Raw genomic sequence first — 12,704 nt, forward strand, 5'->3', positions numbered from 1 at the left:
TTTTACCTACCTAAAATTGGAGCCAGTCAAGTGAGCACACAAAATCCCTATGCAAAATGGTTTGGCTATGTCGTTTGGCTGGGCATCGCCGTCAATCTTCTATTTATTATTCCCATTTGTTTTTTCCCTGAATGGCTGCTTTCTCTCCTCAGGATGACTATTCCTATCCCGATTATTTGGGTGCGAGCGGCAGGGTTATTGCTCTTGGAAATTAGCATTCTGTATATTCCGGGAGCGCTGGATCCGTATCGATATCGAGCGACCGCATGGATGTCAGTTCTGGTCACCCGGGGTGGTGGAGCCTCGTTTTTCTTGATTGCCGTGCTGTTTTTTGGTCAAGAACTGGGCTTTCTTTCCATTGCCATTGTGGATCTAATTTTTGGGGTCACAGAGGGCATTCTGCTGTATTTAGCGATGCAAGACAAAACGGCTCTTGCAAACCAATCCTATTCTGAGCCGGTCTAGTCGGCCGACAAACTGGGCCAAATTGGGGCCTCAAAAACTAAGTTCAAGCGGATTAGCAAGAGGGTCGAATGCCCGATCGTTGCTGACGTTATCAAGGAATGAAGACTATGCTTGGCAAAAAAATCGCCACCACCTTACTGATTCTGGGCCTGCTCGTGGGCACGGTGGTCTATATTGGCTGGTACAATCTCCTGCGCGAAGTGGACACCTATATCGAATCGCCAGCCGAACATTTTAAGTATGGATCAATCGGGACAGAAAATGATCAAGGGGTTCCCTACTGGATTTGGATGGTGCTCCCTCGCCTTTTTCCGGAATATTTACCCGGAACCAACGGCTATACTTCCTTGGGCTTTACCTGGGAACCCGGTCAGGAAACCCCGGTGGGCGTCTCTAAAAAAACGATTGGTTTTCCTCGCCAAGGCATTACCTGTGCCGTTTGCCATTCAGCAACCTATCGCAAAGCGCCTGAGGACAATCCCATCATTGTGCCAGCTGGCCCCTCGGTCAAATTTAATTCCTTGGGCTATGTGCGCTTTTTGCAGGCTTGTGCCCAAGATCCCAGATTTACGGCAGACTACATTTTGCCTGAGATTGAATACAACCATTCCTTATCGGCTTTTGAGAAGTTACTCTACCGATTTCTGATTATTCCCACGACCCGCAAGGAAATGCTTGAGCAGGGCGAATCCTTTGCCTGGACCAATTCTCGACCCAATTGGGGACCGGGGCGTATCGATCCTTTTAACCCCGTGAAATTCAATATGCTAGCTATCCCCATAGATGACACCATCGGCAACTCCGATATGATGTCGCTTTGGAATCAAAAGCAACATCAAGGATTTGCCCTGCACTGGGATGGTTTGGAAACCTCCCTCACAGAAACGGTGAATACCGGTGCCTTGGGAGATGGAGCCACTCGTAAATCCATCAATATTGAAGGGCTACAACGGGTCGAAAAATATATCACAGAACTGGATCCACCCCAATTCCCTTTTGCCATCGATCAAGCTGCTGCCGCCAAGGGCGAAAAGGTATTTGACCAGCACTGTGCCACTTGCCATGCCTTTGGCGGTGAGCGCACGGGCACCGTTATCCCCCAGCAAGAAGTCGGCACCGATCGCCACCGACTGGACATGTGGACCCAAGAAGCAGCGGATAAATATAACGCCTTTGCGGAAGGGTACGACTACGACTTTGACCAGTTACGGAAAACCGATGGCTATCTCTCCGTGAGCTTAGATGGGTTGTGGTTACGAGCCCCCTATCTGCACAATGGGTCAGTACCTAGCTTGCAAGATTTACTCAAAACCCCAGATGCACGGACGCCAGTGTTTTACCGAGGCTACGATGTCTATGACCCCGACGCCGTCGGCTTTATTTCGCAAGGTGCGGAGGCTGAGAGGGTTGGATTTGAATACGACACATCCGTAGTGGAAAATAGTAATCAGGGGCATGTATACGGCACCAATTTACCTGACAAGGATAAGGCGACATTAATTGAATATCTAAAAACCCTGTAAGTGATGCAAATAGTTCCCTCTGAGGCTTGCTTGGCTTAGCTGACTAGCGAATGAAGCCTCTCTGCTGAAGTAGTTTGGCACCAACGTTGGGTACACGCTTACATCGTGTCGACTAAAAACAAACCCTGCAATATTTCCTGATGTAAGTTAGTCGCGTTGGCAGAGGCAAGACCAGCGCAGAGCAATGTGCAGCCATAGTAATAGTGACTGAGGGCCGTTACTGCTTCAGCATCACCATAGGCCAGGGTAGGAAATCGATATTGTTTAGACCCCAGCAACGGATACTTTTCTTGATCCGGCTGAGAGATCTCGGCCACAAGTTTGCTTTTTTCGAGAATCTCCTGGATTGGCGATAACTGGGCTATCCGTTCCAGTCGGTTAACTTCACCCGCTGGCTTGATCAAATGGGTCTGGATGTTGAAGAACGTACGCATTTCTTATCCTGCTGGTTGACCCACCAACGCCAATAAAGAAACAACGTCTTGAGAATCTAAGTCTACAATTGAGAAGCTGGCTGATGCTTCATTGTCTTAGAGGTATGCATGACGGTCCCAGAAGCAAAGCGACGAGGCGGCAAATGGTTGATAGTTATCCTGGGATCCTCGCTACTGATGAGTGCCTGTGGATTGCTGCAAGCACAGCCCACCCCTACCCCCACTCCCAAAACCGTTAAGTCCAACCGAGTAGTGGCTCGGGGCAAGATCATTCCTGAATTTGATGTGATCAAATTATCGGTATCGAATGCTGAAGACAGTCGAGTCAATCGGATTTTGGTCAAAGTCGGCGATCGTGTCCGTGCCAATCAGGTGATTGCGACACTTCAAGGGGCTGATCGGCGGCTCGCCGATCTAAAAGCCGCCCAAACCAACGTTAAGCTCTTACAGGCCCGCTTGATTAAAGCTAAACAAGGGGATGCCAAACCCGGTGGTATTGCTGCCCAGCAAGCCGTTGTGATCCGGTTGGAAACCCAGCTACCCGTTGAGATTAAACAAAAGGAAGCCGAGATTGTCAGTGCCCAAGCCTCCTTGCGAGAGGCCGCACTCACCTATCAACGTCGTCAACAACTCTTTCAACAGGGCGCGATTAGCAGGGCCGAAGTAGATACTGCTCGTGAGGAATTTGAGACCACGCACGCTACCTTAGCGACCCAAATCGCCTCCTTAGAACAAACGGTCACTACTTTAAAAGCACAAATCCAAGAGGCAAAGGCCCGACTCGCTGAACTTCAGCAGGTTCGACCCATCGACGTTACCATCGCCCAGGCCGAACTGGAACGCGCCTTCATTGAAGTTGAGCAACGGCGGGCCGATTATAACGATACCCAAGTGCGAGCCCCCATTCCTGGCCAAATTCTGCGCATCAATACCAAGGTGGGAGAGCAGGTGAATACCCAGCTGGGCATTGTCGACCTGGGACGAACCGAGCAAATGTTTGTCCAGGCGGAAGTCTATGAAACGGATGTGAGTAAGGTGCAGAAAGGCCAACGAGCTACGATTCTCAGTGAATATGGTGGATTTGAAGGGGAGATCCAGGGGGTGGTGGATGATGTTGGTCTCCAGATTGACCCTCGGACCTTATCAACCGGAAATAACAACCCAACGACCGACGAAAATGCTCGGGTCGTCAATGTTTCCATTCGCATCGATCCAGACGATAGCCCCATTGTCGCTGGCCTGACGAATATGCAAGTCAGAGTCACCATTGACTTACAGGAGAAGGCCGGATGAAATGGGGCCGCCTGCGCAATTTAACGGCTGAACGCCCCTTAGCTTGGGCGCAGCTATCTCATCAAAAGGCACGTTTAGCTGTTGCCCTGACGGGGGTAGCTTTCGCCAATATCTTGATGTTTGCCCAGCTGGGGATTCGGGCAGTGCTGTTTGATGGCATTACCTTAATTCATGAGAATCTCCAGGGTGAGCTGTTCCTGATATCGTCTTACTCTCGGGCCTTAGGATTTCAGGCCTTTGCACGGATTTACCTATATCAAGCAAATTCTGTTCCGGGGGTTGCTTCAGCGAGGCCTCTCTATATTTTGGGGCGGGTGGACTGGATCAATCCGGAGCAACTCCCCGATGAGCATCCGATTCCACCGGAGTTACTGTCTCCTCCAGGGCAAGGCGAGTCGGCAGATAAAGAGATTCAAATTTTTCCAGATCGGGTTAAAATCTTAGCCTTTAACCTCTCTCAGCCTGCTTTTACCCTACCCGAAATCAATCAGCAACTGGACAAGTTGAAGGAACCCGATTCGATTCTCTTTGACCGGCTGTCTCAGGATGGGTTGGGACCGATTTCCGATTTAATTACGCAGAAACCCCAGTTAACAACGGTGATGGGAAATCGCCGCACTCAAATTGCTGGATTATTTACCTTAGGGAGCACGCTGTTCACCAAAGGGCATGTAATTATGAGTGACTTGAACTATGCCGCCCGCAATGGCCCCGAGAGTTTAGAGAATGTCAGTGTGGGATTGGTGAGTTTGGATGCAGGTGCTGACCCCCTGCAAGTTAAAGCGCAAATCCAACAAGCCTTACCGCCTTCTATCCAGGTGTTAACTCGAGAAGAACTGATCCAAAAAGAAGTGGCGTTCTGGGAAACGGATCCGAGTGGCACGGTCCTTAATTTTGGGGCGATGATGGGGTTTGTGGTGGGGGTGATTGTGGTGTATCAGGTCCTATACTCGGATGTGCTGGAACATCTACCCGAATATGCCACCTTGAAGGCGATGGGGTTTGCAGATAATGCTCTGCTGCGGGTTGTTCTGCAGGAAGCCATGATTTTAGCGGTGTTGGGTTTTGTGCCTGGGTGCGTGGCCTCTGTCGGGGTCTATAGCCTGCTCAGTTCTCTAACCAAAATCCCCTTGAGTTTGCGACCCGATGTGATGGCCCAGGTGTTTATCTTAACGATTGTTATGTGTATGGGAGCGGGTGGAATTGCAACTCAGAAGCTACGCCAAGCCGACCCTGCGGATGTATTTTAACCGATGGAACCTGTTGTTTCGATCCGTCATCTGAATCATGCCTTTGGCAAAGGGCAGTTACGGAAGCCTGTGCTGAAGGATATTAGTCTGGATCTCAATCCCGGTGAAATTGTGATTCTGATGGGGCCGTCGGGAAGTGGAAAAACGACGTTATTGACGCTGATCGGGGCGTTGAGATCGCAACAGGAAGGCAGCCTTAAATTCCTGGACCAAGAACTCCTGGGTGCCCCTAAGAAAAAGCTGGTCAAGCTCCGCCAGCAAATTGGTTTTATTTTCCAGTCTCATAATTTGCTGGACTGTCTAACGGCCCAAGAGAATGTGCGCATGTCTCTGAAGCTGCATAAGCACTTGACGTTGGAGGAACGGACTAGGCGTGCGATCGCAATCCTCGAATCCGTCGGTTTAGGCGAACATATCAATTACTATCCAGCCAATCTATCGGGGGGACAAAAGCAAAGAGTCGCCATTGCTCGTGCCCTCGTCAGCTACCCCAAACTGGTCCTCGCCGATGAACCCACTGCTGCCCTCGATAGCAAAACGGGTCGGGATGCAGTTGAAATTATGCGAAAACTGGCTCAAGAAGAAGGCTGTACAGTAATGTTAGTAACGCACGACAATCGGATTCTGGATATGGCTGATCGGATTCTGCAAATGGAAGATGGTCAGCTATTGCCTTCCGACTAAGGCCCATTTTTGTATTTTATGAATAACGATGGACTATTGAACCTGATAGTCTGTCTGCAACCTTTACATCCCACTCAGCAACATTCACTCCAGTAGGCTCACTTCCTCAATGGTTTTCTAGAACGGATCCCCCTTACCTAACTGCACAATTTCTTCATTCGATATCATGCCCATGAATCCTATACTTTGACCTAAGTTAGTCAGTATTTGGAGGAAAGCATGCTTGATAAAGAACCAGAGACTAGCGGTAAGCCATCCTCCAAAGAGCCTTGGCTAGCAGTTAATTGGTCGATGATTTTACCGGGATTAGGACATCTTTATGTTGGCAAACCCTTACAAGGGTGGGGCATCATTTTTGCTTACTTAGCTTTATTTTTACTGTCCCTTTTCTCAGTCATTACGGCTCAAGAGACTGGACTGATCGGGTTTGTTGCTATAGTCCTATTCCTATTATTGGGGTTTGGAAGTTGGGTCGGTGCCTATCGAGCTGCAATTTACACCAACGATTCAGCATTTGAAAATCATCGAACAACGCTCAAAGATCCCTGGCTTGCCGTGTTCCTAAGTCGTTTTATATTAGGAGCTGGCCATCTTTATATGGGGAAATGGATTTTAGGCTCAATTCTAATTGTGGCTGAAATTCTAACTTGGATTTATGCTCCGGCGCTAGTCTTCCTGGGGCTGTGGTTTGTTTTACCCTTTGTCGCTAACCATGCTTATCAAGCTGCCTCAGATCAACGAAAAAACAGCAAAAATATCATATTAAAATTATTTCTGCTGCTGTTTATTGCCCCGATCGGGCTATCTATCACGTTGGGCCTCGCTATTCGCTCATTGATTGTAGAAGCTCGATATATTCCATCTGGAGGAATGGAGCCAACTCTACAGATTAATGATCGTATCGTTATAGATAAAGTCAGTTATGTATTTCGAACCCCAAAACGAGGAGAAATTATTCTTTTTGAACCCACACAGGCATTAAAACGAGGTGGCTTTGAGAATGCTTTTTTAAAGCGGATTATTGGCCTCCCTGGTGATAAGGTCGAGATTAAACAGAATGTTATATGGATTAATAATCAACCCTTGCAAGAACCCTACACAATGTCGGGCACCACTGAGAGTCCAAGCCCCGACATATGCCGTTCCAATTATGTAACGATGGACGTCGAGAGCAAGCCCATTGATCCGCCTATTCCCATCTATTTATCCCAACCTCAAACGATCCCTCCCGGTCATTATTTAGTATTAGGAGACCACCGAGAACTGAGTCTCGATAGTCGGTGCTGGGGGCTGGTTAAACGGAGTGAAATTATTGGCCAAGCAACCAAAAGATTTTTCCCGTTTAACCGTATGGGTCGTTTAGATAAAAAGTAGGTGCTATCGATAGGTTTTGACGATTTTCTGAAGCAGATTCTCATCATCTCCATTGTCATACGCTTCCAGATCTTTATTGCCAGACATCTCGATCTGGAAGAGCAACATATACTTCCCTTAACCACCTAACGCCAATAGGGCTCTTGCTCGGGTGTCGAAATTAGGATCTATCGCTAGCGCCTTTTGGGCATAGACCTTGGCTTGAGCCTTATTGCCTAGGGACGCTTCTACTAAACTGGCTCGATAGAACAGGCTAGCATCTTGTATACCGAGTGCGATGATCGCTTAGATAAAAAGTCCTGCATCAACGCCAAAGTAATCAGCCAAAGATTTAGCTTGAGCGATACTAATACCTCGCTTACCGTTCACCACTTCAGACACAACCCCTCGCGATCCAATAACACCCACCAAATCCTCTTGAATACATCCTTTGGCCTCCATCAAGTGCAGCAAAACTTCACGAGGGCTACTGACAAGAATCGGATAAGCGCTATCTTCATACTTTTCAATCAGCATCACCAGTAGATCAAGCAGCGCTTCCTGTTCTGAGGTTTGATTCGGGAGATGTTCTAACTTTTGTGCAAGTGCGATGGCAGCTTCGTTTTCCCGTTCAGAAGCAATAACCTTTGGACGATACTCCGCCAACAATTGGCTGTAGATATCCACATTAAAAGTAAGGGACATTTTTCTAGAGGTCTATATCGTTATCAGCGTGAGTCAGAATATATTTGCAATCACCATCATGACATCAACAACTCTATGGCAACAGTTTGCCTCGAAACTGACTCCAACAACTCTGACTGGCTGGATATTGAGTGTATCTATCCCTTCAATTGGGAGATATTCACTGATGCGGATTGGGCAACGTTGAATACTATTTATACCAAGTTGCCAGACTATCAAAGCATCACCCAGAATTCAGAAGACTCACTACCTAGGTGGTTCTCTAGAATTGATAATCCTAAACAAGGATTTCTTTGGGCCAGTGTGGAACCGCCAGGTCTACAAGTTGTAGGGACGCTACCAAAAGATACCTGGCAAGCTTGGGATGAACAGTTGCGTGCTGAGATTGCGATACTTCCATTTCGAACTTAAGTCGTCAGACTTCAGCCCCTCAGAACTACCCACCTAAAGCCAATAGGGCTCTTGCTCGGGTATCGAAATTGGGATCTATCGCTAGCGCCTTTTGGACATAGACCTTGGCTTGGGCTTTATTGCCTAGGGACGCTTCTACTAAACTGGCTCGATAGAACAGGCTGGCATCTTGTATGCCGAGTGCGATCGCATCTTGCAACACACTCTGAGCCTCACCATATCGGTTCAGCCGCGACAGCGCCCAAGCCAAAGTCTTCAGAGTTTCAGGATCCTGGCGAAGATTGGCTTCTGCCTGCATCAGGGTCAACGCTTCCGGTAAATCCGCTTGGTGACCTCTCGCCAACAGTAACTTTGCCAAGTCCCGGCGATGACCGAAATGATCGAGATCCTGGTGATCGCGAAACTCATGTTCGGCTTCATCCCAGAGTTGACTGGCTTCGGTCAGTTTTCCTTCTAGAACCTTCAATTGGGCTAGTCCCTGCAAAGCCACATGATCTAGTCCATGGGAAGATTCTGGATGCTGAAGTAGTTGTTGATAGAGGGTTTCGGCAGCGCCGTAATTACCTTGACGGGTTTCCAGTTCTGCCAGTTTGACCCGGGCAAAGGAAGAATGGGGCTGTAGCTGTAGGGCTTCTTGATAGTACTGTTTCGCTAGAGGCAGTTGGCCCCGATGGGCATAATAACGGCCTAGCAATGTTCGCGCCCAGGCTGATTGAGACAATTGATCGGGTTGTTCCAGGGCCAGCGCCTGCTGGAAATCTTGAAGGGCAGCTTGATCTTCACCCTGAGCCACGAGCACCAAGGCCCGAAGGGTATGGCTGACCAAGGTTGGAGCCTGCTCCACTAACTGATCGGCCACTGGTTGGGCCTGATCAAGCTGCCCCTGGGCTAGCTTGCTGGTCACAACAATTGAGAGGGCTTGTTGATTTGTGGGATTCTCCTGCAGAACTGTCTCAGCAAACTGTAGGGCTTCCGCAAACTGATGCTCCGCCTGAGCCACTTTTGCCAGGGCAAGCTGAGCTTCAGGGTTATTGAAGGGTAAGTTGGCCAAAGACTGACGGGCGGTTTCTTCTGCCTCGTGATACCAGTGGGTGTTGCCAGTAGAGGAGGCGAGTTGCAGATAAAGGGTCGCTAGAGAGGCACGGTCTAAGCCATCTGTGGGATTGGCCTGAATTCGATTTTGGTAGAAGACAATCTCCCGTTGCAGGGCATCCGTTACCGAATGTTCGACCGCATGGGAATGGGATTCTCTCGTATGGGAATGAGTTTCCCCCCCATGGGAATGGGCTCGGGCTGGCTGCCCCAGGTCAACGCTAATTCCCAGCACTAGGGTAAGCGTCACGCCTGAGAGCAAAGAGGTGCGGGGCCATTTCCAGATATTCAAAATCATTGCAAAACCTCATGGTGGATTAGTAAAGCTTTCATCCTCTGCAAGCCAGGGCAGGGAAATCCGCAAAGGATGAAAGCAAGCGGCTTTAGAACAGTTCGAACAGGGAGACTTAGTTGGGTAGAGCTAGGTAAGGAAACTGGGTTTGGAGTGGACTGTGGCCCTGAGAGGGATTGCCAGGAGTGCCCTCATAGGAAACGTTATCCGTGGTGATCGCCCCGTTGGTGAGAACGCTCAGGGTAATATCCACCACATCGTCTTTAAGCAAGCGACCGCGAATGGGGCTGCCTTTGCTATTCAGGGCATTACCATAACCACTGGTATCCGTGGTATCAATTCGCATCACGTCGGGCAAGAAGGCTTGCAATAAGGTATTGGTGCGCTGGTCATCGTTGCCAATGGCTTTGAGGGTTTGAGCGGCTTCATTGACAATGGGGCCAGCAACTTTAGCGGCAGGCTTTTGACCAGCCAGAGCAGCGGCTTCAAAGTCAGGACCGACACTATTGAGGGCATTGAGGAAATCATTGGAAACAATTAACCCTTCGTTGACTGCCGGACGGGCTAAGCGTTCTACTTGTCGGTATTTACCACCTTTGCCCCGGACGGAGATGGTTTGCCAAACGTCAAAGGTCGTGGCACCCGACTGATTCTGGAGGAATTTGATGGGAACACGAACTGCGATCGCATTGACGTTATAGCCCGTTGTAAAGTCTACGGCTTTGTCAGGGTCCCGGAAGCCCACGGCAGGTCCTTTGCCTAATGCCCCGGCTCGGACTCGAAAAAACTGCTCCACATCGAAGAAGAAGGGATCTTCTCGGAGTCCAGCAAATACGAAGAGGGTCTGGCCGCCCATGGGCACTTGGGTGGTTTTGGGGTCACTATTGAGGGGAGTCGTGATCGCTTTGCCCACATGACTACTGCCATCGCGAATCGTCGTAATTTTGACGGTCTGAGTCTGATTTGGCTTGGGTTGACTAAATTCAAATCGCAACGTCACATCCGGCTTACCCGTGGGGGTGGCGTCGTTATCGGGGGTGCGAGCAATATGAAATTCGTAGCGGGCCTTGTTATTGAAATAGTATTGCTGCCGTGCCACCGACCGAGGATTGGTATTCATAATCAACACCAAGTCATCGGTAGAGGCGTTGGGATTTTGATCGCCTTCGCGGAACACATATAAGTCCGTCAGGTTGAGATTGCGGCTCTTGGTATTGGTTTCACCATCATCATGATCCGAAGCCAAGGTAGCGGGGGCAATGCTGCCCAACGAGAGGCCAAGTCCTAAAACCACGCCACTCAATTTCAACAAAGATTTAGCAGAGAATCGGCGGGTGGCCTGATTTTGACGGGGGTTCGATAGCATGTCTATCTCCTGCGAGTACATCAATGCGTTGACAGCAACCAGAAAAGGCTGCAAATTGACTGATAATGGGCAGCAGAAGCTTGTCCGCCCTCGGGCAGACTTCGCCGTCAACTTCCTTTCATTCAGCAATCTGTAGGGGTATACGCTAGGGGTTGGTGATTGGATCTGTTTCTCGAAAAATTTGTTGGAATCACGTGAGTTTAAATCGGGAATGACTGTCCAAAACACCAGTGAGGACTTGGTTTTAATCCACCAAGTGGCTGAACAGAATCAAGCCGCACTATCGATGTTGTATGACCGATATGCAGGCATCATTTATGCGATCGCATACAAAATGCTGGGGTCCGTCGAAGAAGCCGAAGAAGTGGTCTTGGATGTATTCGATCAAGTCTGGCGCACCGCCGCTAAATATGATCGCAGTCGCAGTCGAGTCGATTCTTGGCTATTTATGCAGGCCCGCAGCCGCACCTTAGATCGCCTTCGCAAACGGCAGCGCCAAGCCAAGGTCGTCGAAGCTTCTACGGTAAACGCGCCCATCGAGTCCGATACCAAAATGGCCCTGCCTGAAGAACATGCCCTGATTCAAGAACGGCGCGATCTTGTCCAAGTCGCCATGGCCCAAATTCCACCGGAACAACAGCAGGTGATTGAGCTGGCCTATTTTCAAGGGTTATCCCAATCAGAAATTGCCAAGCAAACTGGCCTGTCCCTCGGCACCGTCAAAACCCGAATTCGGTTGGGTTTAAGTAAGTTGCGAGGCATTCTTGATCAATCTTGAGGAGTAAAAAAATGCGAGAAATCTGCCCATAGACAGATCCAAAGTCATTTTGAGGACGTAATACTGGTATAGGCTTTTTCATCAACTCATCTCAGCATAACCAGGGTCAGAGATCAGCCTGCTTCAGTCCTCCTATTCAACATCCCCATAACCCACAGGCTAAGATGTAGCTATGAATCACTCAGCTCCACAACCCAATCCTGAAGAGCTTTCCAACTGGGCAGCCTTATCGGCGCTGGGTGCGTTGGCTGGGGACGATCAGCTAGCCGAGTCCTTTTCAGCGGATGAACTGGATGCAGAAATTGCTGGGTTTGAAGATGCGGTATCTGCGATCGCATACAGCGTTCCCGCCATGCCCATATCTCCCAAGCTGAAGGAGCGGCTGTTTCAACGGATTGACGCCACCACTCTCCAATCTGCTGAGCTATACGCGCTCATCTCTCAGCCTATTGAGGAGTTAATTGCCCTATCCAATCAATTGCAATGGCAAGACATAGAAGGGCCAGGTGAGTTTAAGCATGCGGTCTACCAAACCAACACCCTACATCGAGAGCTGGCCTTTTTTGTCAAGTCTGACCAAGGGGGGCTTTTCCCCAAGCATCATCACGCCGCTGGGGAAGAAATTTTGGTCTTGGCTGGCGATTTGGTGGTGGATGACCAGGTGTATCAGAAGGGAGATCGCATTGTGTCTGCGGCAGATACCATTCATCAACCTGCCACCCGCAACGGTTGTCTCCTATTCTGCGTTGCCTCTATGGACAATCAGTTTGTGTCTTAGATGTCAAAGTAGACGTCAGTCTTTGAGGCCACAGATCATGTCATCTATGGATTGACTGCTTTGGGTATCCTCTGATTCGACCATCCCTGCATAGTTCATCCAAGGTTGTGAACCATCAACTGGCGGAACATTACGCAAAGAGCTTTTCCGAAGCTCTGCTAGGGAAATACCTAACCGTTCAGCTTCTTGCTTTGCAGCCTGATATTTTTCTTCAGATAAGCTACTCTGGATGCGAAGCACCATAACGGTGGAGTTGTGCGGCGGCAAGCGACTGCTAAGT

The 12,704-nt window shown here is 49.3% G+C and carries 14 protein-coding genes; 9 read left to right on the forward strand and 5 right to left on the reverse strand.

The window, feature by feature from the left end:
* The first annotated feature begins 30 nt into the window (after positions 1–30).
* Both AM1_RS11595 and AM1_RS11600 read left to right on the forward strand, forming a co-directional pair.
* Complete coding sequence (locus AM1_RS11595; RefSeq protein WP_012163033.1) at positions 31–465, forward strand: hypothetical protein; 435 nt, start codon at positions 31–33, stop codon at positions 463–465.
* 107 nt (positions 466–572) lie between these two features.
* Complete coding sequence (locus AM1_RS11600) at positions 573–1,988, forward strand: c-type cytochrome (protein WP_012163034.1); 1,416 nt, start codon at positions 573–575, stop codon at positions 1,986–1,988.
* Between the two features lie 98 nt (positions 1,989–2,086).
* Here AM1_RS11600 and AM1_RS11605 read toward each other — a convergent pair whose 3' ends face one another.
* Entirely contained in the window at positions 2,087–2,422 is a 336-nt protein-coding gene (locus tag AM1_RS11605) for a hypothetical protein (RefSeq protein WP_012163035.1), read from the reverse strand.
* Between the two features lie 108 nt (positions 2,423–2,530).
* Between AM1_RS11605 and AM1_RS11610 the strand changes: the two genes are divergently transcribed.
* From AM1_RS11610 to lepB, 4 genes are all read left to right on the forward strand, one after another.
* On the forward strand, positions 2,531–3,715 hold the full coding sequence (locus AM1_RS11610; protein ID WP_012163036.1) for an HlyD family efflux transporter periplasmic adaptor subunit: 1,185 nt from the start codon (positions 2,531–2,533) through the stop codon (positions 3,713–3,715).
* Positions 3,712–4,965 carry an FtsX-like permease family protein gene (locus AM1_RS11615; protein ID WP_012163037.1) on the forward strand — a complete coding sequence of 418 codons (1,254 nt, stop codon included), beginning with the start codon at positions 3,712–3,714 and terminating at the stop codon, positions 4,963–4,965. Before AM1_RS11610 ends, AM1_RS11615 begins: the two co-directional genes overlap by 4 nt.
* A 3-nt stretch (positions 4,966–4,968) precedes the next feature.
* On the forward strand, positions 4,969–5,649 hold the full coding sequence (locus AM1_RS11620) for a DevA family ABC transporter ATP-binding protein (RefSeq protein ID WP_012163038.1): 681 nt from the start codon (positions 4,969–4,971) through the stop codon (positions 5,647–5,649).
* A 219-nt stretch (positions 5,650–5,868) separates the two neighbouring features.
* Positions 5,869–7,023 (forward strand): signal peptidase I, encoded by a 1,155-nt coding sequence (lepB, locus tag AM1_RS11625; RefSeq protein ID WP_063710520.1) that lies wholly within the window; start codon positions 5,869–5,871, stop codon positions 7,021–7,023.
* 285 nt (positions 7,024–7,308) lie between these two features.
* Here the strand turns inward: lepB and AM1_RS11630 are convergent, their stop codons facing one another.
* Positions 7,309–7,707, reverse strand: coding sequence for a helix-turn-helix domain-containing protein (locus AM1_RS11630; RefSeq protein ID WP_012163041.1), 399 nt, complete (start codon positions 7,705–7,707; stop codon positions 7,309–7,311).
* A 75-nt stretch (positions 7,708–7,782) separates the two neighbouring features.
* Here AM1_RS11630 and AM1_RS11635 point away from each other — a divergent pair, with 75 nt between their 5' ends.
* Positions 7,783–8,118 carry a hypothetical protein gene (locus AM1_RS11635; RefSeq protein WP_012163042.1) on the forward strand — a complete coding sequence of 112 codons (336 nt, stop codon included), beginning with the start codon at positions 7,783–7,785 and terminating at the stop codon, positions 8,116–8,118.
* A gap of 25 nt (positions 8,119–8,143) precedes the next feature.
* Here the strand turns inward: AM1_RS11635 and AM1_RS11640 are convergent, their stop codons facing one another.
* Both AM1_RS11640 and AM1_RS11645 read right to left on the reverse strand, forming a co-directional pair.
* On the reverse strand, positions 8,144–9,508 hold the full coding sequence (locus AM1_RS11640) for a tetratricopeptide repeat protein (protein ID WP_012163043.1): 1,365 nt from the start codon (positions 9,506–9,508) through the stop codon (positions 8,144–8,146).
* Between the two features lie 109 nt (positions 9,509–9,617).
* Entirely contained in the window at positions 9,618–10,868 is a 1,251-nt protein-coding gene (locus tag AM1_RS11645; RefSeq protein ID WP_012163044.1) for a DUF4331 domain-containing protein, read from the reverse strand.
* A 211-nt stretch (positions 10,869–11,079) separates the two neighbouring features.
* On the opposite strand from AM1_RS11645, the gene AM1_RS11650 reads away from it, so the two are divergent.
* Positions 11,080–11,646, forward strand: coding sequence for a sigma-70 family RNA polymerase sigma factor (locus AM1_RS11650; protein ID WP_012163045.1), 567 nt, complete (start codon positions 11,080–11,082; stop codon positions 11,644–11,646).
* A gap of 172 nt (positions 11,647–11,818) precedes the next feature.
* Complete coding sequence (locus AM1_RS11655) at positions 11,819–12,424, forward strand: cupin domain-containing protein (RefSeq protein ID WP_012163046.1); 606 nt, start codon at positions 11,819–11,821, stop codon at positions 12,422–12,424.
* Positions 12,425–12,439: 15 nt separating this feature from the next.
* Here the strand turns inward: AM1_RS11655 and AM1_RS11660 are convergent, their stop codons facing one another.
* The gene (locus AM1_RS11660) at positions 12,440–12,667 is read right to left on the reverse strand and encodes a hypothetical protein (protein ID WP_012163047.1); all 228 of its coding nucleotides are present in this window, start codon (positions 12,665–12,667) and stop codon (positions 12,440–12,442) included.
* Positions 12,668–12,704 lie beyond the last annotated feature (37 nt).

The organism is Acaryochloris marina MBIC11017 (assembly GCF_000018105.1).
Taxonomy (GTDB): Bacteria; Cyanobacteriota; Cyanobacteriia; order Thermosynechococcales; family Thermosynechococcaceae; genus Acaryochloris; species Acaryochloris marina.